This is a genomic window from Mesorhizobium sp. M1004 (assembly GCF_040318795.1).
Classification (GTDB): domain Bacteria; phylum Pseudomonadota; class Alphaproteobacteria; order Rhizobiales; family Rhizobiaceae; genus Mesorhizobium.
This window is the reverse complement of sequence record NZ_JAMYNB010000019.1, coordinates 56,634-76,880: the sequence shown is the minus strand read 5'-3', so window position 1 is coordinate 76,880 and position 20,247 is coordinate 56,634. Positions and strand designations below refer to the sequence as shown.

The 20,247-nt window shown below is 63.9% G+C and carries 15 protein-coding genes; 8 read left to right on the top strand and 7 right to left on the bottom strand.

All coding sequences use genetic code 11. The features are described from left to right. Window positions 1–135: 135 nt before the first annotated feature. Both NKH54_RS28765 and ppa read left to right on the top strand, forming a co-directional pair. Window positions 136–642, top strand: coding sequence for a GNAT family N-acetyltransferase (locus NKH54_RS28765; protein ID WP_023688843.1), 507 nt, complete (start codon window positions 136–138; stop codon window positions 640–642). A gap of 123 nt (window positions 643–765) precedes the next feature. After that, the gene (gene ppa / locus NKH54_RS28760; protein ID WP_023668623.1) at window positions 766–1,299 is read left to right on the top strand and encodes an inorganic diphosphatase; all 534 of its coding nucleotides are present in this window, start codon (window positions 766–768) and stop codon (window positions 1,297–1,299) included. A 228-nt stretch (window positions 1,300–1,527) separates the two neighbouring features. On the opposite strand, the gene NKH54_RS28755 is transcribed toward ppa, so the two are convergent. Together NKH54_RS28755 and NKH54_RS28750 are read right to left on the bottom strand one after the other, a co-directional pair. Continuing rightward, on the bottom strand, window positions 1,528–2,124 hold the full coding sequence (locus tag NKH54_RS28755; RefSeq protein WP_023693212.1) for a hypothetical protein: 597 nt from the start codon (window positions 2,122–2,124) through the stop codon (window positions 1,528–1,530). 256 nt (window positions 2,125–2,380) lie between these two features. Continuing rightward, window positions 2,381–2,998 (bottom strand): TetR/AcrR family transcriptional regulator, encoded by a 618-nt coding sequence (locus NKH54_RS28750; protein WP_352499954.1) that lies wholly within the window; start codon window positions 2,996–2,998, stop codon window positions 2,381–2,383. 73 nt (window positions 2,999–3,071) lie between these two features. Between NKH54_RS28750 and NKH54_RS28745 the strand changes: the two genes are divergently transcribed. Beyond that, the gene (locus NKH54_RS28745; protein ID WP_353029463.1) at window positions 3,072–4,355 is read left to right on the top strand and encodes an MFS transporter; all 1,284 of its coding nucleotides are present in this window, start codon (window positions 3,072–3,074) and stop codon (window positions 4,353–4,355) included. A 263-nt stretch (window positions 4,356–4,618) separates the two neighbouring features. Then, the gene (locus NKH54_RS28740) at window positions 4,619–6,193 is read left to right on the top strand and encodes an alkaline phosphatase D family protein (protein WP_023830139.1); all 1,575 of its coding nucleotides are present in this window, start codon (window positions 4,619–4,621) and stop codon (window positions 6,191–6,193) included. A 47-nt stretch (window positions 6,194–6,240) separates the two neighbouring features. Here the strand turns inward: NKH54_RS28740 and NKH54_RS28735 are convergent, their stop codons facing one another. Beyond that, window positions 6,241–6,519, bottom strand: coding sequence for a hypothetical protein (locus NKH54_RS28735; protein WP_023753187.1), 279 nt, complete (start codon window positions 6,517–6,519; stop codon window positions 6,241–6,243). 197 nt (window positions 6,520–6,716) lie between these two features. On the opposite strand from NKH54_RS28735, the gene typA reads away from it, so the two are divergent. Further along, window positions 6,717–8,546: a translational GTPase TypA gene (typA, locus tag NKH54_RS28730; protein ID WP_023681424.1), complete on the top strand. Its 1,830-nt coding sequence runs from the start codon at window positions 6,717–6,719 to the stop codon at window positions 8,544–8,546. A 55-nt stretch (window positions 8,547–8,601) separates the two neighbouring features. Here typA and NKH54_RS28725 read toward each other — a convergent pair whose 3' ends face one another. After that, the gene (locus NKH54_RS28725) at window positions 8,602–9,231 is read right to left on the bottom strand and encodes a DUF1062 domain-containing protein (protein ID WP_023807703.1); all 630 of its coding nucleotides are present in this window, start codon (window positions 9,229–9,231) and stop codon (window positions 8,602–8,604) included. Window positions 9,232–9,571: 340 nt separating this feature from the next. After that, window positions 9,572–10,606, bottom strand: a complete 1,035-nt coding sequence (locus NKH54_RS28720) for an L-idonate 5-dehydrogenase (RefSeq protein WP_353029462.1) — start codon at window positions 10,604–10,606, stop codon at window positions 9,572–9,574. A gap of 141 nt (window positions 10,607–10,747) precedes the next feature. On the opposite strand from NKH54_RS28720, the gene NKH54_RS28715 reads away from it, so the two are divergent. Then, the gene (locus NKH54_RS28715; RefSeq protein ID WP_353029461.1) at window positions 10,748–11,359 is read left to right on the top strand and encodes a LysE family translocator; all 612 of its coding nucleotides are present in this window, start codon (window positions 10,748–10,750) and stop codon (window positions 11,357–11,359) included. Window positions 11,360–11,385: 26 nt separating this feature from the next. Here NKH54_RS28715 and NKH54_RS28710 read toward each other — a convergent pair whose 3' ends face one another. After that, on the bottom strand, window positions 11,386–11,949 hold the full coding sequence (locus tag NKH54_RS28710; RefSeq protein ID WP_023681420.1) for a peroxidase-related enzyme: 564 nt from the start codon (window positions 11,947–11,949) through the stop codon (window positions 11,386–11,388). Window positions 11,950–12,080: 131 nt separating this feature from the next. Here NKH54_RS28710 and NKH54_RS28705 point away from each other — a divergent pair, with 131 nt between their 5' ends. Both NKH54_RS28705 and NKH54_RS28700 read left to right on the top strand, forming a co-directional pair. Beyond that, on the top strand, window positions 12,081–16,871 hold the full coding sequence (locus NKH54_RS28705) for an NAD-glutamate dehydrogenase (RefSeq protein ID WP_353029460.1): 4,791 nt from the start codon (window positions 12,081–12,083) through the stop codon (window positions 16,869–16,871). A gap of 262 nt (window positions 16,872–17,133) precedes the next feature. Further along, window positions 17,134–18,513, top strand: a complete 1,380-nt coding sequence (locus tag NKH54_RS28700; RefSeq protein ID WP_353029459.1) for an MFS transporter — start codon at window positions 17,134–17,136, stop codon at window positions 18,511–18,513. Window positions 18,514–18,630: 117 nt separating this feature from the next. Here NKH54_RS28700 and purH read toward each other — a convergent pair whose 3' ends face one another. Then, window positions 18,631–20,247 (bottom strand): bifunctional phosphoribosylaminoimidazolecarboxamide formyltransferase/IMP cyclohydrolase, encoded by a 1,617-nt coding sequence (gene purH / locus NKH54_RS28695; RefSeq protein WP_023728703.1) that lies wholly within the window; start codon window positions 20,245–20,247, stop codon window positions 18,631–18,633.

The window sequence follows — 20,247 nt, the reverse complement described above, 5'->3', positions numbered from 1 at the left end:
ACCGCGCCGGCTGGGCGCGTTTTCCAGGCAGGCTTTGCCCATTGTCAGCAGTGTCGCGATCGGCTGTGAGAAAGCGGTCGGCGGGCTGACCTCGACTCTTGCAAATGGCCGATGCGGGTTTATGGTTAACAAATCATGAATACGCTGAGCATCGACATCAGGAAAGCCGAACCGCGCGACGCCGGCGCCATTGCCGACGTGCACCAGCTGGCCTGGGAGGGCGCCTATTCCGGCATCATCCCGCATCGCTCGCTGACCTCGATGATCAACCGCCGCGGCGCCGACTGGTGGGCCAACGCCATCCGCCGCGCCGCCACCGTTCTGGTGGTCGAGATCGGCGGCACCATCGCCGGCTATGCCACGATCGGCAAGAACCGCGCCCGCGAGCTGAAGCAACAGGGCGAAATCTACGAACTTTACCTGCGTCCGGAATATCAGGGCATCGGGCTCGGCAGCCGGCTGTTCAAGGCGGCGCGGGCGCGGCTTGCCGACCACGGGCTGAAGGGAATGGTGGTGTGGGCGCTGGAAGACAACCAGAACGCACTTTCCTTCTATGCCGGCGCGGGTGGCCGTGACGTCGCCGAAGGCGTCGAGATTTTCGAGCAGAGGGCGCTCAAGAAGGTCGCCTTCGTCTGGGAATGACCGGTCTCGGTTACAAATCATCATAAACCGTGCGCTTCCGTTAGCGCTTCGCACCAATCGCCGCATTGCACCATGCCGCGCCGCCCGCTATCGATCTTGGACATCGAGAGAGGGATTTAAGCCATGCGAATCGAAGCCATTGCCATCGGAAAGAACCCGCCCGAGGACATCAACGTCATCATCGAGGTGCCGATCGGCGGCGAGCCGATCAAGTACGAGATGGACAAGGAGGCCGGCACGCTGTTCGTCGACCGTTTCCTGCATACGTCGATGCGCTACCCCGGCAATTACGGTTTCGTGCCGCACACGCTGTCGGGCGACGGCGACCCGATCGACGTGCTGGTCTGCAACACGCGCGCGCTGGTGCCGGGCTGCGTCATCAATGTGCGGCCGATCGGCGTGCTGGTGATGGAAGACAATGCCGGCCAGGACGAGAAGGTCATTGCCGTGCCCTCGCCGAAGCTGACGCTGCGCTACGAAAACGTCACCGAATACACGCAGCTGCCCGAGATCACCCGCGACCAGGTCCAGCACTTCTTCGAGCACTACAAGGATCTCGAGCCCGGCAAATGGGTCAAGATCGAAGGCTGGCACGATTCCAAATACGCCAAGAAGATGATCGTCGACGCGATCGCACGGGCGAAGGCGGCGAAGTAGCGCCGAGAGAGGCCTGCGTCTCGTTCAAGTAAGCGGCAAACGCCAGCGCGAGGCACCCCCCTCTGGCCTGCCGGCCATCTCCCCCTCAAGGGGGGAGATCGGATGTCGCAACGGCTTTCGTCAATTTTCAGCGCCGAAAGAAAAAGCGCCGCCAGCGAAGCTGCCAATCTCCCCCCTTGAGGGGGAGATGCCCGGCAGGGCAGAGGGGGGTGCCTTGCACCCACGTGGCTAGTTATCCACCCGACCAAACGCCGGCACGTTGCCGATGACGGTGTGCTTGTCCTTGCCACAGGCGAAACTCTTCGCCTTTTCGTCCGCCAGCTTGCGCGCCTGGTCGTTGGCCTGAGGGTTGCCGGTGGCGAGCACGAGGCCGATGGTGCAGCCGTCGCGGGCTTCCATCTGGGCGACCTTGGCGACGAGCAGCACTTCGGTCGGCTTGTTCTCATCCTCGGGATTGCTGATCGAGCGGCGGTGGATCACCGCGAAGGGAACGGCAACGTCGCCCTTGGTCTCGATGCGCCATTCGACCTTGGCGCCGGACGAGTTGAAGCCGGAAAAGCTCTCCCAGACCGAGGTCATCTCGCCGCCGGGCGGAAACCCGTAGAATAGCGATTCACGCGCATCGTCGTAGGCGATCAGCACGGGATAGCCGCGATAGCCGGAGCAGGCGAGTTCGGCCCAGTCGCCGTCACCTTCCTCGGCCTGCGCATAGGTGACGCAATCCTTTTGCGAGTCGAGGTCGGTGTAGACGCTGGATATTCCGTCGGCATGGGCGGTTTGGGATAGGGCGGCGAGGGCGAATGGAACAAGCAGCAGGGTTCGCATGCGGACGTCTCCCGTGAAGTTCGCCCCAGCCTATCGCCAAATCTGCGGCCGGCCTAGCGTGCCAATCTCAACGTTGGCGCCACCCACATCGCCCTGCCGGGCAATTCTCCCCCTGAACGGGAGAAAGTGGCCGGCTGCGCCGCTGGCGACAACCTTGCAACGCTGGCAATTGGCGAAATGGTGATGAGAGCGTTCCTCGCCCCATTTCCGGGAAAGGATGCCGGCAGGTGAGGGGCGGCGCCAACGTTAGAAAATGCTATTTCTTCAAGCTCGCTTCGATCAGCAGGTCGGCGTTGCGGGCCACCGATTGCGCCGGGCCGCCGAGGCCGAAGAGCTGGCCGCTGATATAGGCGCCTTCGATCAACAGCAGCAGGCCGTCGCCGAGCGTGTCAGGGTCTTTAGCGCCCATCGCTGCGGCCATCGCGCGCAGGCGGTGGCGCAACTCCTGCTTGTTGGCCTCGCTGACGACGCGCGCCGGATGGCCATGTTCGGGATATTCCACCGCCGCGTTGGTCATGCCGCAGCCGCGATAGTCCGGCTTTTGCGTGCGCTTGCCGACGCGAGTCAGGAAAGCCCTGAGCTGTGCCCGCGGGTCGCCGGGATGGGCAGCCACGGCTTCGTCGAAACGCTCCCAGTACTCACGGTCATATTGCCTGAGATAGGAAGCGGCAAGCTCGTCCTTGGAGGGAAAGCTGCGGTAGAGGCTGGGCTTGGTGACGCCGGCGCGCTTGACGATCTCGTCGACGCCGATCGCCCGAATGCCGCGGCGGTAGAACAGGTCGTAGGCCACGTCGAGGATTTTCTTGGCAGCCTTGGGCGGTGCGGCTGCATGACCGTCTTTGATGGTCAGTTCAATATTTTTGTCCGTTGGCATGGTATGACTCGATTGACGTGTTACCGATCGGTACGTATACATGTCCTCACCCTGCAACGTACCGGTCAGTAACATGATAGCTCAATCCCATCCCTTTGGCCAGCGCTACGCTTTCGTCGTGGTTGGCGTCATCTTCCTCTGCTTGTTGATCGCGGCCGGGCTTCGTTCCGCACCCTCGGTGATGATGCTGCCGTTGGATAAAAGCTTCGGCTGGGGGCGCGATACGGTTTCGATTGCCGCCGCGATCGGCATCTTCCTTTACGGCCTGACCGGGCCGTTTGCCGCCGCATTGATGGAGCGTATCGGCTTGCGCCGCACGCTGCTTGCCTCGCTTGTGATCATGTCGGGCTCGACCGCGCTCAGCCTGCTGATGACCGAGCCATGGCACCTGTTCCTCACCTGGGGCGTGTTTTCAGGTATCGGCTCCGGCGCGGTCGCCACCGTGCTCGGCGCCACCATCGTCAACCGCTGGTTCAAGACCAATCGCGGCTTGGTGATGGGGCTGATGTCGGCCTCCAGCGCCACCGGCCTCTTGGTGTTCCTGCCGCTGCTGGCATCACTCGCCCAGTCGGGCGGCTGGCAGCCCGTCGCTACCGCCGTCTCGATCGCCACCGCCTGTCTTCTGCCGCTGGTCTGGCTGTTGGTTCCGGAGCGTCCCGCTTCGATCGGCATGGTGCGCTATGGCGCCGGGGCCGATGACGTGCCGCCGGTATCGCCGGCATCGCAAGGCAATTTCCTGGCGCATACGCTCAACACGCTTCGCCGCGCCGCCGGCACCCGCGTCTTATGGTATCTGTTCGCCACCTTCTTCATCTGCGGCTTCACCACCAACGGGCTGGTCGGCACGCATCTGATCTCCTTCTGCGGCGACATGGGCATCCCCGAGGTACAGGCGGCCGGCCTGCTGTCGCTTATGGGCATTTTCGACCTGATCGGCACGACTTTGTCGGGCTGGCTCACCGACCGTTTCGACCCGCGCAAGCTGCTCGGCGTCTACTACGGCATTCGCGGTCTGGCGCTGATCTATCTGCCCTATTCCGGCTTCTCGGCGACCAGCCTGATCATCTTCGCCGTGCTCTACGGTCTCGACTGGATCGCCACCGTGCCGCCGACGCTCAGGCTCGCCAACGAGGCCTTCGGTGACCGCAGCGGCCCGATCGTGTTCGGCTGGATCGTAGCCGGCCACCAGGTGGGGGCCGCCACCGCCGCTGCCTTCGGCGGCACCATGCGCGAATTGCAGGGCAATTACGAACTGGCCTTCCTGATCGCCGGCTTGACGGCGATCGTGGCTGCGTGTCTGTCGCTGCTGATCAATACGAGCAGGCCGGCTTTCGATCCGGAGCCGCAAGCGGCGTAAGGCGCGGTACTAATCTCCCCCCTCAGGGGGGAGATGGCCGCGAAGCGGCCAGAGGGGGTCCGTGCGACCGGACTCAGCCTCTTGCGCATAGGAGGTCGGCGCTCCAAGCGAGGCGACCCCCTTCTGTCGCCTTCGGCGACATCTCCCCCCTCAAGGGCGGAGATCACCTGTCGATTGTTATCAAAGTTTCATCTTCCCGAGATGTGGCTGAAACATTGAAGCTGGAGCTTGCTGGCACCGTTCGAAGCCATCAGGAGACAGCCATGAACAAGATCTCGTTGACCCGCCGCGCTTTCGTCACCTCTGCCAGCGCCGCCGGTCTGCTCGGCGCATCGGGGCTCGCTTTGCCCTATTATTCGCGAGCCAGCCAGCGCCCGGCCTTCACCCATGGCGTCCAGTCCGGCGATGTCGATGCCTCAAGCGGCATGGTGTGGACGCGCACCGACCGGCCTTCGCGCGTCATGTTCGAAGTGTCGTCGACGGAAAACTTCGCCAATGCGACGCGGCTGGCGCCGCTCGATACCTCGCCGGCCAGTGACTTCACGGTCAAGCGCCTGCTCACCGACCTCGCCTCCGACCAGGATATCTTCTACCGGATGACTGCCGCCGACCTGTCGGATATCAACGCCGTTTCCGAACCGATCGTCGGCCGTTTCCGCACAGCACCCGCCTCGAAGCGCGACATAAAATTCGCCTGGTCGGGCGACACGGCCGGCCAGGGCTGGGGAATCGATGAGACCGGCATGAAAACCTACGCCACCATCGCCAGGCACACGCCGGATTTCTTCCTGCATTCCGGCGACACCATCTATGCCGATGGCGCCATGAAGGACGAGGTAGACCTGCCTGGCGGCGGCAAGTGGAAAAACGTCGTCCTGATCGACGGCAAGCGCAAGGTGGCCGAGACGCTGGATGAGTACCGCGACCAGTGGAAATACAACATGATGGACAAAAACGTTCTGGCCTTGAGCGCCATCTGCCCGACCTTCTACCAGTGGGACGATCACGAGGTGCTGAACAACTGGTCGGATTCGAAGAATCTCGGCGCCGACAGCCGCTACACCGAAAAATCCGTCCATGTGCTCGCGGCGCGTGCGGCGCGCGCCTTCCATGAGATGACGACGATCCGCTACGAGCCGTCCGAGCCCGGCCGCGTCTACCGCAAGATCGCGCATGGGCCGCTGCTCGACGTGTTCTTCCTCGACATGCGCTCCTATCGCGGCCCGAACGGCCCCGACATGCAGGAGGACATGACGCCGCAGTCACGCATGCTGGGCGAACAGCAGACGAAATGGCTGAAGCGCGAGCTGACGAATTCCAGGGCGACCTGGAAGATCATTGCCGCCGACATGCCGCTCGGCCTCGTCGTCTGGGACGACGGCGCCAAGAAGGTCGGCGCGGAAGCCATCAGCAATGGCGACAATGGCCTGCCCAAAGGCCGCGAGCTCGAGATCGCCGACCTGTTGCGCTACATCAAGACTGCCGGCATCACCAACACGGTCTGGTTGACCGCCGATGTCCACTACACGGCGGCGCACTATTACAACCCCGACAAGGCGCGGTTCCAGGATTTCAATCCTTTCTGGGAATTCGTCTCGGGCCCGATCCACGCCGGTACCTTCGGTCCCAATGATTTCGACATGACCTTCGGCCCGGAGCTGAAATTCATCAAGGCGCCGACCACCGAACAGGGCCAGAACCTGCCACCCTCGGCCGGCCTGCAGTTCTTTGGCCTGGTGGACATTTCAGGGGCGACAGAGCAGCTGACCGTGCGGCTGATGGATCGCGACGACATCGAGCTTTACAAGGTGACGCTCGATCCGGTGCGGTCGGCGTAAGCCTTTGGGTCGGTGCGAAGGATCGCTATGCCTGGAATGGGCAGCCGTCAGTCCGGGTAGCAAACCGTCGGAATCTTCGGCCACACCGCGCTGTCGCAGCCTGCAACCTGCTGCCTCTGCTTGAAAGAGGCGCTGACCGGGCCGGTGACCACGGGGTCGACGCCATCAGGGGCGTCGGCAAACATCTGCTCGGCCGTCCGGTCGGACGACGAAGCCGGATTGGCTTCCTTCACCGTGGCGGCCGATTGAGCGGCATTGGCCGCCAGCACGGCAGCGAATGCGACCGAAGCGATGAGGGGCCAAAATCGGTTGAGTTTGTCGGTCATGAATTTCGAACTACCCGGGCCCAGAAAGGTTCCCGCCTTGGTTAACAAAACCATCTCACACCGAGATGCTTAAGATTTGATGAGTATTTGGTGGTGCGCCTCCTCTTTCGCAATTGCGAAAAACCCTGTATGAGCCGCGCAACCGAAAGAGGCGGCGCCTTTTGGCCTGCTGCCTGCAACGCTCCCGAGACCACAAAATGAAAATTCGTAATATCGCGATCATCGCGCACGTCGACCATGGAAAAACCACCCTCGTCGACCAATTGCTGCGGCAATCCGGTTCCTTCCGCGACAATCAGCGCGTCGCCGAGCGCGCCATGGATTCCAACGACCTCGAAAAGGAACGCGGCATCACCATCCTGGCCAAGGCGACCTCGGTCGACTGGAAGGACACCCGCATCAACATCGTCGACACACCCGGCCACGCCGATTTCGGCGGTGAGGTCGAGCGCATCCTGTCGATGGTGGATTCGGCGATCGTGCTGGTCGACGCCGCCGAAGGCCCCATGCCGCAGACCAAATTCGTCGTCGGCAAGGCGCTCAAGGTCGGCCTGAAGCCGATCGTCGTCATCAACAAGATCGACCGTCCGGACGCCCGCCACGTCGAAGTGGTCAACGAGGTGTTCGACCTTTTTGCAGCGCTTGACGCCACCGACGAGCAGCTCGACTTCCCGATCCTCTACGGTTCTGGCCGCGATGGCTGGGTCTCGGAAAATCCGGAAGGCCCGAAGGACCAGGGCCTGGCGCCGCTGTTCGACCTCGTCATCAAGCATGTGCCGGAGCCGACCGTTCATCCCGGCCCGTTCCGCATGATCGGCACCATCCTGGAAGCCAATCCGTTCCTCGGCCGCATCATTACCGGCCGTATCGAGAGCGGCACGCTGAAGTCCAACCAGGCGGTCAAGGTGCTCCACCATGACGGCACGCAGATCGAAACCGGGCGCATCTCCAAGATCCTCGCGTTCCGTGGCCTCGAGCGCCAGCCGATCGAAGAGGCGCAGGCGGGTGACATCGTGGCAATTGCCGGCCTGTCGAAGGGCACTGTCGCCGACACGTTCTGCGACCTGGCGGTGACCGAGGCGTTGCATGCGCAACCGATCGATCCGCCGACCGTGACCATGTCTTTCCTGGTCAATGATTCGCCGCTCGCCGGCACCGAAGGCGACAAGGTGACCAGCCGCGTCATCCGCGACCGCCTGCTGCGAGAAGCCGAAGGCAATGTCGCGCTCAAGATCGAGGAATCGCCCGACAAGGATTCGTTCTTCGTTTCCGGCCGCGGCGAATTGCAGCTGGCCGTGCTGATCGAGACGATGCGCCGCGAAGGCTTTGAAATCGCCGTGTCGCGTCCGCGCGTCGTCATGCAGAAGGGCGAGAACGGTGAATTGCTGGAGCCGGTCGAGGAAGTCGTCATCGACGTCGACGAGGAGCACGCCGGCATCGTTGTGCAGAAGATGTCGGAGCGCAAGGCCGAGATGGTCGAGCTGCGGCCTTCGGGCGGCAACCGTCAGCGCATCGTCTTCCACGCGCCGACGCGCGGACTGATCGGCTACCAGTCGGAACTGTTGACCGACACGCGCGGCACCGCCGTGATGAACCGGCTGTTCCACGCCTACCAGCCCTACAAGGGCGAACTGCCGGGCCGCACCAACGGCGTGCTGATCTCCAACGAACAGGGCGAGGCAGTGGCCTATGCCATGTGGAACCTCGAAGACCGCGGCCCGATGGTCATCGACCCGGGCGTCAAGGTCTATCAGGGCATGATCATCGGCATCCATAGCCGTGACAACGACCTCGAAGTGAACGTGCTGAAGGGCAAGAAGCTGACCAACATCCGCGCCGCCGGCAAGGACGAGGCGGTGAAGCTGACGCCGCCGATCCGCATGACGCTGGAGCGCGCGCTGGCCTGGATCCAGGACGACGAGCTGGTCGAGGTGACGCCGAAGACCATCCGCCTGCGCAAGCTCTATCTCGACCCGAACGAGCGCAAGCGCTTCGAGAAGTCGGCCAAGGTTGTGGGCGCGGCGTAATCGTCTGATTGTCTAAATTCGAGAGGGGCGAAGCACCGGTGCTTCGCCCCTCTTGTCATTCACCCACGGCAGCCGAAATGATGGCTTCACGATCCGGCTCGTCGGCCAGGTCAATGCGAATCGCCGTGCCGTCGCGGGCCGGCTTGCGCAAAGCTCTGGCGCCTTCGGGAACAACAACCAGCAATCGTTTCTCCTCCAGCGCCTGAAGCCTTGATCGGGAGATGCCGAGTTCGCCGGCGAGCAGACGGTCGAGCCGCAGCGATGTCGGCATTTCCAGCCCAAGCCTGATTTCAAGCGCGGCTGCGGGTCGGCCTTCGCCGCCGAGCCGGTGTTTGTGAACGGCGACATCGGGAAACTCCTCGACGCGTCCGACCCGGTTTCGCAACGCCACGACATCGAAGGCATGGCGGCGGGCGAGGGCCGGATCGTTGCTTTCGAGCGCTGCCAGCAGCGCGGGTTCGATGTCGCGGCGGTTGCAGCGTTCGAAAATGCCGAAATTCCACGAATTGTCGCAGTCGATGCAGCGATAGATCAGCCAGACATCAATGCGTTTGCCATTGGCGTTGACGCGGAATTTGTCGCTGCAGCGATAGGCTTTCACGGCGCTGCAGCGGTTGCAGTGGACCAGGGGTCGAGGCGCGATTTCGGGCGTGATTGCCCAGTGGATAGCGAGATGTTGGGACAAGCCGGAAGACCTTCCAGTGTGGAAGTTCTTCAGGTCGGCAATGGCGAGATGCCCATGCGGGCACGGCGTGGCGAGAGCTAGCTATGTCGGAAATCAGCTGTCACGGGCGGCAAAGCGCGCGACAACGGTTCAGCAGTGCCAAACCGGTCTCGAACCGCCGCCTGAGGAACACGTGAAATGGAGCAGGCACCGCTTAATGCGGCGCCCTGCCAAGTGTGATCAGGGGAGTTGGCGAGACCGGCGGTTACTGAGGCAAAATGAAGCTCGAAATGAATGTCGGGACGGTTCTTCTAGCGGCAAGATGCCGAGCGGGCAAGGTTCATAGGGTGTCTCGCCGTGCTCAGGCGAAGGCGATCTGTACCTTCATCGATTTGTTGCGGTCGCCGGCGATCTCGAAAGCCGCAACCGCCTCGTCCATTGGATAGATGCCGGTCAGCAGCGGCTTAACGTCGACGCGACGGTTGTTGATCAGATCGACGGCCAGCGCGAACTCGTCATGGAAACGGAAGCTGCCGTGCATCTCGATCTCCTTGGCGACGATGAGATTCTGCGGCAGCGACATATCGCCGCCAAGGCCGAGCTGGACGAGCACGCCGCGCGGCTTCAGCACGTCGAGCCCAGCCCGCACCGCGCGTTCATTGCTGGAGCACTCGAACATCACGTCGAAACTGCCCTTCTCGACATTGTAGGCGGCGAGGCTGGCGCCGTCGGTGGCGACGTTGATGGTGCGGTCGGCGCCGATCTCGTTGGCCTTGGCCAGAACCGCGTCCATGACATCGGTGACGACGATCTCGCGCGCGCCGTGGACGCGCGCGGCCAGGATGCAGAGCGCACCGATCGGCCCGCTGCCTGTGACCAAGACCCGCTTGCCGAGCAGCGAGCCGGCGCGGTTGACGGCATGCAGCGTTACCGCGAACGGCTCGGCAAAGGCGGCTTCGTTGATGGAGACATGGTCGGCGATCTTGTGGCACTGCCAGGCCTCGGCGACGAGGCACTGGCGGAAGGCGCCCTGTATATGTGGCATCGGCATAGCGCTGCCGTAAAATCGCATGTTGAGGCATTGGTTCTGCACGCCCTGCAGGCAGTACCGGCACGCATTGCACGGCCGGCTGGGCGAAATCGCGACGCGGTCGCCGACAGCGAGGCTGGAGACGCCGGCGCCAAGCACCTTCACCGTGCCGGCGACCTCATGTCCGAGGATCATCGGCTCGCGCAGGCGCACCACGCCGAAGCCGCCATGATTGTAGTAGTGCAGGTCCGAGCCGCAGATGCCGCCGGCCTCGACCGATATTTCGACCTGTCCGGCGCCAGGCGCGCCCGAATCGGTCTCTTCGATGCGCAGATCTTTTGCGGCGTGGATGACGATTGATTTCACGGCCGCGATCCTTTCTCAAACCGCTGGCACGGGCAAGTCCGATCTCCGAAATGTGTCGCGTTCGTTGGCCCATCAGGCAGAGGGGTGCCAAATTGACGCCGATCGGATATTCTTCGCCATCCAACGCTCGAAGGCTCCGTCATGCACCTCACCTCGCTCCTGATCTTCGCCGCCGCTTTGTTCGTCGCCGCCGGTTCGCCCGGACCGTCGATCGCAGCCCTTGTCGCCCGCGTCATCTCGAAAGGCTTTCGCGACGTGTTCCCGTTCCTGCTTGCCATGTGGATCGGCGAGGGCATCTGGTTGTCGCTGGCGGTGTTCGGGCTGGCGGTCGTGGCGCAGACGTTTCATTTCGCCTTCGTCGTCGTGAAATGGGTGGGCGTCGCCTACCTCGCTTACCTCGCCTGGAAGATGTGGACGGCGCCGGTCGAGGCCAGGGAAGGCGAGATGCCGCGTGAGGATTCGCCGCTCAAGCTCTTCTTCGCCGGCATGGCGGTGACGCTCGGCAATCCCAAGATCATGATGTTCTATCTGGCGCTGCTGCCGACGATCATCGACCTCGCTTCGGTGAGTGTCATCGGCTGGGTCGAACTGACGGCGACGATGGCGGTGGTTCTGATCGCCATCGATCTCGCCTGGGTCGTCGCGGCCTCACAGGCGCGCAAACTGTTGAAGAGCAAGCGTGCGATGAAGATCGCCAACCGCATCAGCGCCACGACGATGGCCGGCGCTGCCGGGGCCATCGCGGCGCGTTGACCTCTCCTACGAGGAGAAGGAAACTTTCACCTCGCCATGGCGTGGTATTCGTCGTTCGGCCGCATGTCGATGGCCGCCGCCACGCGGTTCGACATGTTGAAGAAGGCGGCGGTCGAGGCGATGTCCCAGATGTCGCGGTTGGTGAAGCCGGCGTTGCGCAGTGCTTCCCTGTCCGCCTCGACGATCTTTGCCGGCTCTTCCGTCAGCTTGACGGCGAATTCGAGCATCGCCGTCTGTTTCGGTGAAAGATTGGCAGCGCGGAAGTTCATCACCATCATCTCGCCGAGAGCCGGGTCGCCGGAGAGCTGGCGCACCGCCGCGCCATGCGCGGTCAGGCAATAATAGCAGTGATTGATCGAGGAAACGACGACCGCGATCATCTCCCGTTCCAGCTTCGACAGGCCGGATTCACCCAGCATCAGATCATTGTAGGTGTCGGTAAAGGCGCGCAGCTTCTTCTCGTCGAAGGCATAGGCAAGAAGCACGTTGGGAACCAGGCCGAGCTTTTCCTCGCATTTAGCGAAATAGGCTTTTGTCGCCTCGCTCAGTTCCGCGATACCGAGGTCAAGTGCGCTGATTTTGCCGGACATGGGGTCTCCCTCCTGGTTCACCGCCGCCTGACCGTCGAATTCCTGTAATTCTTATCGAGCCGTCAAACCTTTGTCGCCAAACAGCGGTCATCTGCTACCATAGTCGTAAAAGCATGTGACGGGAGGACAACATGGCGAGCGTGAAATCCGCAGCTAAGCCGAAGAAAACAGCCACTGCCGGGGTGAAACCCGACGGGAAGCCGGCCAGGCTCGCCGACTATCTGCTGGCCCGCGCGCCGGCCGAAGACATTGCCGCCTATGACGCCGCCGACCTGGAGCGCGCCGCCGACCTGGCAGGACGTGCGGTCGCCGCCCACAAGAAGGGCCAAAGTGTCGTCGCCGTCGATGCCGGGTCGGGCGTCTCCCGCGAGGGCCGCCCGATGACGATCATCACCGTCGTCAACGACAACATGCCGTTCCTGTTCGATTCGATCCTCGGCGAGATCACAGAAACTGCCGGCGAACCGACTTTGGTCACCCATCCGGTCATCGTCGTGCGTCACGGCAAGGCCGGCGTCGACGAGATCCTCGGCGACGGCAGCGCCCTCAAGGACGATGGCAATCACGACCGCCTGAGCGTCGTCCATGTCCATATTCCGCGCCTGACGGCGGAGCAGGCCGACGCGCTGGCCGACCGCCTGCGCAAGATGCTCAACCAGGTGCGCGCCGCCGTCAGCGACTGGAAGCCGATGCTCGCCCGTCTCGACCAGGCGATTTCCGAATTCCGCTATTCCGCCGTGCCGCTCGACAAGAAGAGCGTTGCCGAGGCCATCGCCTTCCTTGAATGGCTGCGCGACGACAATTTCACTTTCCTTGGCATGCGCGAGTTCAAATATTCCGGCGGCGCGGAGAGCGGCAATCTGGAGCGCGCCGACAAACCCGGTCTCGGCATCCTCGCCGACCCGGATGTGCTGGTGCTCCGGCGCGGCACCGAGGCGGTGACGACGACGCCCGAAATCCGCGCCTTCCTGCATGGGCCGGAGCCGCTGATCGTCACCAAGGCCAACGCCAAGTCGCTGGTGCACCGCCGCATTTATCTCGATTATATCGGCGTCAAAACCTACACCGCCAAGGGCACGCTTGCCGGCGAGTTGCGCATGGTCGGCCTGTTCACCTCGACTGCCTACACGCGCTCGGTGATGAAAATCCCGTATCTGAGGTCAAAGGCCGAGACCATCATTGCCAAGTCCGGCTTCGACCGGCACGACCATTCCGGCAAGGCACTGATCAACGTTCTGGAGAGCTATCCGCGCGACGAACTGTTCCAGGTGCCGGTGCCGATCCTGAAGAAGCACGCCGCGGCCATTCTCGGCCTGGTCGAGCGGCCGCGGGTGCGGGCGCTGGTGCGCGCCGACCAGTTCGACCGCTTCGTCTCGATCCTCGTCTTCGTGCCGCGCGACCGCTATGACAGCGTCGTGCGCGAGAAGATCGGCACCTATCTCAAGACCGTCTTCGAAGGCCGTTTGTCGGCTTACTATCCGGCTTTCCCCGAGGGCGGGCTGGCGCGTGTGCATTTCATCATCGGCCGCTCCGGCGGCAAGACGCCGAAGGTCGAGCAGGCGGTGATCGAAGCGGCGATCCGCGACATCGTGCGAACCTGGGACGACGCGCTGGCCGAAGCTGCGGAAGCCGTCGGCGGCGATCCATCGCTGAAGGCGATCGCCGCGCGTCTGCCTGAGAGCTATCGCGATTCCTTCAGCGCGGCCGTCGCGCTGAAGGATGCGGGGCGCATCGCCGGCATCAGCACCGCCAACCCGATCGCCATCGACTATTACCGCCATGCCGAGCAGAAACCGCATCAGGCAGCGCTGAAGATCTACCACCACGGCAGCCCGGTAGCGCTGTCGCGTCGCGTGCCGGTGCTGGAAAACATCGGCTTCCGCGTCATCAGCGAGCGCACCTTCGAGGTTGGCGAGGACGGCGGCGACACCGTCTTCGTCCACGACATGGAGCTGGAGAACAGCTACGGCAAGCCGATCGACCTCAGCGATGGCGGCGCGCTGTTCGAGGACGCGTTCCTGTCGGTCTGGCGCGGCGACATCGACAATGACAGCTATAACGGGCTTGCCCAGACCGCCGGCCTGTGGTCGGGCGAAGTCAGCATTCTGCGCGCCTATGGCCGCTACCTGCAGCAAGCCGGTATCCCGCAGAGCCAGGATTTCATCGCGGCCGCGCTCAACCGCTATCCCGACATTGCGCGCGGCCTGCATGCACTGTTCGTCGCTCGTCTCGGCCCGACCGCCGAGACGGAAGGCGTCATCACCGCCAAGCACCTCAAGGCCAAGATCAAGGACGCGCTGGAGGAAGTCCCCAACATCGATGACGACACCATCATCCGCCGCTATCTCAACCTGATCGAAGCCTCGTTGCGCACCAATCATTTCGTTGCGGGAACGAAGGAGCGGGGCCAGTCACTGGCGATCAAGCTCGATTCGCAGGCGGTCGAAGGATTGCCGGCGCCGCGGCCGTGGCGCGAGATCTTCGTCTACGGTTCCGAGGTCGAAGGCGTGCATCTGCGCTTCGGCCCGGTTGCGCGCGGCGGCCTGCGCTGGTCGGATCGCGCCCAGGATTACCGCACCGAGGTGCTCGGCCTGGTCAAGGCGCAGCAGGTCAAGAACGCCGTCATCGTGCCGGTCGGCGCCAAGGGCGGCTTCTATCCGAAGAAGCTGCCGATGAGCGCCGGCCGCGACGCCATCTTCGAGGCCGGCACCTCGGCCTACAAGAATTTCGTTTCCAGCCTGCTGTCGATTACCGACAATATCGGGCTCGATGGCGTCATACCCCCAGCCGGTGTCGTCAGGCGCGATCCTGACGACCCCTACTTTGTCGTCGCCGCCGACAAGGGCACGGCAACCTTCTCCGACACCGCCAATGCCATTTCGGAGAAACACGGTTTCTGGCTCGACGATGCCTTCGCCAGCGGCGGCTCGGCCGGCTACGACCACAAGAAGATGGGCATCACCGCCAAGGGTGCCTGGGAAGCGGTCAAGCGGCATTTCCGCGAGATCAACCGCGACATCCAGACCACCCCCTTCACCGTCGTCGGCGTCGGCGACATGTCGGGCGACGTGTTCGGCAACGGCATGCTGCTGTCGCCGCAGACCAGGCTGATCGCCGCCTTCGACCATCGCGACATCTTCATTGATCCCGATCCAGACAGGGTGGCGTCGATGGCCGAGCGCGAGCGCATGTTCGCGCTGCCGCGTTCGTCCTGGCAGGACTATGACAAGACCAAGCTGTCGGAAGGCGGCGTCATCGTCTCGCGCAGCCAGAAGTCGATCACGCTGCCTGCGGCAGCGGCGGCGGCGATTGGCCTCGCCAAGACCACCGCGACACCGGCCGAGATCATGACCGCCATCCTCAAGGCGAACGTTGACCTTCTGTGGTTCGGCGGCATCGGCACGTATTTACGGGCCTCGGGCGAAACCAATGCCGAAGTCGGCGACCGCGCCAATGACGCCATCCGCATCACCGCGCTCGATGTGCGGGCCAAAGTGATCGGTGAGGGCGCCAATCTCGGCGTCACGCAGCGTGCCCGCATCGAATTCGGTCTCGCCGGCGGCCGCTGCAATTCCGACGCCATCGACAATTCTGGCGGCGTCAACTGCTCCGACGTCGAGGTCAACATCAAGATCGCGCTGGCGTCCGCCATGCGCAAGGGATCGCTGACCCGGCCGGCGCGCAACAAGCTGCTGGCCGAGATGACCGACGAGGTCGCCGGCCTCGTGCTGTCCAACAATTACGAACAGACGCTCGCGCTCTCCATCGCCCGCAAGCGCGGCCTTGCCGACATCGCGCACCAGAGCCGGTTCATGGCGGCGCTGGAGGCTCGGGGCCTGCTCGACCGCGCTGTCGAGACGCTGCCGTCGCCGGCCGCCCTTGCCGAGCGCGAGGCGCGTGGCGAGCCGCTGACCCGGGCGGAGCTTGGCGTGCTGCTCGCCTATGCCAAGATCGTGCTGTTTTCCGACATCGTCGCCAGCGACGTGCCTGACGACGCGCATTTCGACCGCGACCTGATGGGCTATTTCCCTGACCGGATGGCGAAGAAATATGCGGCCGAGATCCATGGCCACCGGCTGCGCCGCGAAATCATCGCCCGCGTCGTCGCCAACGATCTCGTCAATCGCGGCGGACCGTCATTCGTCAACCGGCTGCAGGAAGCCACGGGGCGCAGCGCGGCCGACGTGGTGCGCACCTTCGCCGTGGTGCGCGACGGCTTCGCGTTGCCGGCGCTCTATCGGGAGATCGATGCGCTGGACAGCCACATCGACGGCCAGGCGCAGCTCGATCTCTACCAGTCCGTCAGCCGGCTTATCTTCGTGACCAGCGGCTGGTATCTGAAGAACGATGCCGGCACCGCAGCGCTCGGCCAGCGCATTGCCGAACTGCAAGAGGCGCGCATGGCGCTGGAGCCGAAGCTGCTCTCGCTGCTACCGGCCTTCTCGCGCGAGCGGGTCGAGGAGCAGCGGCACGGCCTCTTCAAGGCCGGCGCCCCGGAAAAGCTCGCCGGGCAGCTGGCAATGGCCGATGTGGCGGGACTGATCCCGGACATCGCACTGACGGCGCGCACGGCCAATGCCGACGTCGTCGCCTCGGCCAAGGCGTTCTTCGCCGTCAGCGATGCCTTCCGCATTCCGCGCGTCGAAGAGGCGGCGCGTTCTATCACGCCGTCGGACTATTACGACCAGCTGGCGCTGTCGCGCGCCACCGACACGATCGGCGCGGCGCGGCGCGGCATCGCGGTGGCGGCTCTCGCCGGCCATGCCGGGACGGCGGATCCTGTGGCGGCCTGGCTGGAAGCCGGCGGCGAGCGCGTGGCGCGCATTCGCGAGCGGCTGCAGGCGCTGACCGAAGGCGGGGATATCACCGTGTCCAGGCTGTCGGTGGCTTCGGGGTTGATGAGCGATCTGACGGGGATGTGAGGCTCGGGACTTTACCCTCCCCCTTGTGGGGAGGGTCGCTGCGAAGCAGCGGGGTGGGGGTGCGGCACCGACCCCACCCGGACCTTCGGTCCGACGTCCCCACAAGGGGGAGGTAGAGGCGCGGCGCCTTTCTTCGCGTCTCTATGCAGGTAGACAGCGGCGACATCCAGGTGAGGGGCAGCGCGAATCTTTGGCGGTTTGCATGAGCATTCGAAACATGCAGACATGGCGTCCGACAAGCGCGGTGTCCGGGGGAATCATCATGGCGGCGGTAGAAACAGTGCAGCGGGCATCCGGGCGCGGCATCTGGGGATGGATGTTCTTCGACTGGGCGGCGCAGCCGTTTTTCACCGTCGTCACCACCTTCATCTTCGGGCCTTATTTCGTCTCGCGCATGGCGAGCGATCCGGTCTCAGGCCAGGCGGCCTGGGGCTACGGCATCGCTGTTGCGGGCCTGGTCATTGCCGTGCTGTCTCCCATCCTCGGCTCGATTGCCGACCAGACCGGGCCGCGCAAGCCGTGGATTGCGTTCTTCGCCTCGATCAAGATCATCAGCCTTTGCCTGCTATGGTTCGCCGCTCCCGGCTCGAACCTTTTCCTGGTGGTGCTGTTCTTTTCTCTCGCTTCGGTCGCGGCGGAATTCTCGACCGTGTTCAACGATTCGATGATGCCGCGCCTGGTGCCGAAGAGCGAGATCGGCCACGTCTCCAACATTGCCTGGGGACTTGGTTATCTCGGCGGCATGATCGCGCTGATCTTTGTCGTCGCCTGTCTGGCGGGTTCGTCGGAGACCGGCAAGACGATAATCGGCATCGACCCGCTCTTTGGGCTCGACCCGAAACTCGGCGAGGACGCGCGCGCCACCGGGCCGCTGTCGGCTGGCTGGTATTTCCTGTTCATCCTGCCGATGTTCTTCTTCACGCCGGACGCCATCAAAGGCATTCCGATCGGGCCGGCGGTGCGCGAGGGGCTGTCGGAACTGAAGTCGACGCTGACTGAAGTGCGCCGGCGCAAAGGCATCTTCCGCTTCCTTGTCGCCCGCATGATTTATCAGGACGGCGTCAATGCGCTGCTCGCTTTGGGCGGCACCTTTGCGGCAGCGATGTTCCATTGGTCGATCACCGAGATCGGCATGTTCGGCATTATTCTCAACGTCGTCGCCATCGTCGGCTGCCTGGTTGCCGCATGGCTGGACACCGCGCTTGGCTCCAAGACCATCGTGATGATTTCGCTCGTCCTGCTCAGCATCGCCACCATCGGCATCGTTTCCACCGGGCCAGGCTACACGCTGTTCGGCGCCTGGATGATGCCGGGAGCCGGTAGTGGCGGCCTGTTCGGCACGGCGGCGGAAAAGGCCTACATTTTCTATGGCCTGTTGATCGGGCTGGCGTTCGGACCGGTGCAGGCGTCGTCACGCTCCTACATGGCGCGCAGCGTGACCGCAGCCGAATCCGGCCGCTATTTCGGCATCTATGCGCTGGCCGGAAGGGCGACGAGTTTCCTGGCGCCGTTCATGGTGGCGTCGATCACGCTCGCCAGCGGCTCGGCGCGGCTGGGCATGGCGGCAATCGTGCTGTTCCTCGGCGTGGGGATCGCGATATTGATCTGGACGCCGTACCCGGCGGATCAGCCGGTGGAATAGCGCGGCTCTTCCTTCTCCCCTTGTGGGAGATGGTGTCGCCGCAGGCGACGGATGAGCGGTGTTCCAGAAGACACCAACGTCTCACTCCGCTGAAACACCCCTCATCCGCCTCGGCGCCTAATGCCTAAAATGCCTCACGCCCGCAAACACCATGGCGATGCCATGTTCATCCGCGGCGGCGATGACGTCGTCGTCGCGCATCGAGCCGCCGGGCTGGATCACCGCCGTGGCGCCGGCTTCGATGGCTGAGATCAGCCCGTCGGCGAAAGGGAAGAAAGCGTCGGAGGCGACCACCGAGCCCTTGGTCAACGGCTCCGCGAGGCCAGCTGCTTCCGCCGCGTCGAGCGCCTTGCGGGCGGCGATGCGCGAGGAATCGACGCGGCTCATCTGGCCGGCGCCGATGCCAACCGTGGCGCCGTCCTTGGCGTAAACGATGGCGTTCGACTTGACGTGCTTGGCGATGCGGAAAGCGAATTTGAGGTCGGCCATCTCGGCCGCCGTCGGCGCGCGCCTGGTCACCACCTTGAGCTCGAGATCGTCGACCACCGCGTTGTCGCGGCCCTGGACGAGCATGCCGCCAGCGACGGATTTCACAGTGATGCCGCCGGCGTGCGGATCGGGCAGACCGCCGGTGACCAGCAGTCGCAAATTCTTTTTGGCGGCGATGATGCGGACAGCGTCCTCCGACGCGTCCGGCGCAATGATCACCTCGGTGAAGGTTTTTACGATCTCCTGAGCCGCTTCGGTATCGAGGATGCGGTTCATGGCAACGATACCGCCAAAGGCCGAAACCGGGTCGCAGGCCAGCGCTCTCGCATAGGCAGCAGCCAGCGAAGCGTCCTCGGCGACGCCGCACGGGTTGGCGTGCTTGATGATGGCAACGGCGGCGCAGCGGTTGGGATCGAACTCGCCGACCAGCTCGAAGGCGGCATCGGTGTCGTTGATGTTGTTGTAGGACAGCTGCTTGCCCTGCAACTGGCGAGCCGTGGCGACCCCGGGCCGCTTGTCGCCATTGACGTAGAAGCCGGCGCTCTGATGCGGGTTCTCGCCATAGCGCATGACGCTTTCCAGCCTGCCGCCGAAGGCGCGCCAGGTCGGGTGCTCGATCTCAAGCGTTTCGGCGAACCAGCCGGAGATCGCCGCATCGTAGCTGGCGGTGCGGGCAAAGGCCTTGGCCGCCAGCTTCTGGCGGAAATCCAGCGACAGCGAGCCGATGTTCATCTCCAGCGCGTTCAGCACCGAGGCGTAGTCGCCGGGATCGGTGACGATGGCGACATAGGCGTGATTCTTGGCCGAAGCGCGGATCATCGCCGGGCCGCCAATGTCGATGTTCTCGACAACAGCGGCATAGTCGGCGCCGGAACGGCGGACCTCCTCGAACGGGTAGAGATTGCAGACGAGCAGATCGATCGGCTCGATGCGGTGATCGTGCATCGCCTTGGCGTGTTCGGGATCGTCGCGCACGCCGAGCAGTGCGCCATGCACCGACGGGTGCAGCGTCTTGACGCGGCCGTCCATGATCTCGGGAAAGCCTGTCAGTTCCGAGACGTCACGCACCGCCAGCCCCGCCTCGGCGATCGCCTTTGCCGTACCTCCGGTCGAGACCAGCTCGACGCCGGCCGCGACCAGCCCTTTGGCGAAGTCGGTCAGGCCGGTCTTGTCGAAGACGGAAAGCAGGGCGCGGCGGACCGGAACGAGGTCGGGTGCCGGAATGTTCTTGGCGGCGACGGCCAT

Excerpts from the sequence above, each read along its gene's own strand:
- typA (WP_023681424.1), top strand. The coding sequence starts at position 6,717 with ATGAAAATTCGTAATATCGCGATCATCGCGCACGTCGACCATGGAAAA.
- NKH54_RS28755 (WP_023693212.1), bottom strand. The coding sequence starts at position 2,124 with ATGCGAACCCTGCTGCTTGTTCCATTCGCCCTCGCCGCCCTATCCCAA.
- NKH54_RS28700 (WP_353029459.1), top strand. The coding sequence starts at position 17,134 with ATGGCGGCGGTAGAAACAGTGCAGCGGGCATCCGGGCGCGGCATCTGG.
- NKH54_RS28705 (WP_353029460.1), top strand. The coding sequence starts at position 12,081 with ATGGCGAGCGTGAAATCCGCAGCTAAGCCGAAGAAAACAGCCACTGCC.
- NKH54_RS28750 (WP_352499954.1), bottom strand. The coding sequence starts at position 2,998 with ATGCCAACGGACAAAAATATTGAACTGACCATCAAAGACGGTCATGCA.
- NKH54_RS28735 (WP_023753187.1), bottom strand. The coding sequence starts at position 6,519 with ATGACCGACAAACTCAACCGATTTTGGCCCCTCATCGCTTCGGTCGCA.
- NKH54_RS28745 (WP_353029463.1), top strand. The coding sequence starts at position 3,072 with ATGATAGCTCAATCCCATCCCTTTGGCCAGCGCTACGCTTTCGTCGTG.
- NKH54_RS28765 (WP_023688843.1), top strand. The coding sequence starts at position 136 with ATGAATACGCTGAGCATCGACATCAGGAAAGCCGAACCGCGCGACGCC.
- NKH54_RS28715 (WP_353029461.1), top strand. The coding sequence starts at position 10,748 with ATGCACCTCACCTCGCTCCTGATCTTCGCCGCCGCTTTGTTCGTCGCC.
- NKH54_RS28740 (WP_023830139.1), top strand. The coding sequence starts at position 4,619 with ATGAACAAGATCTCGTTGACCCGCCGCGCTTTCGTCACCTCTGCCAGC.
- NKH54_RS28710 (WP_023681420.1), bottom strand. The coding sequence starts at position 11,949 with ATGTCCGGCAAAATCAGCGCACTTGACCTCGGTATCGCGGAACTGAGC.
- ppa (WP_023668623.1), top strand. The coding sequence starts at position 766 with ATGCGAATCGAAGCCATTGCCATCGGAAAGAACCCGCCCGAGGACATC.
- purH (WP_023728703.1), bottom strand. The coding sequence starts at position 20,247 with ATGGCCGTCGCCGCCAAGAACATTCCGGCACCCGACCTCGTTCCGGTC.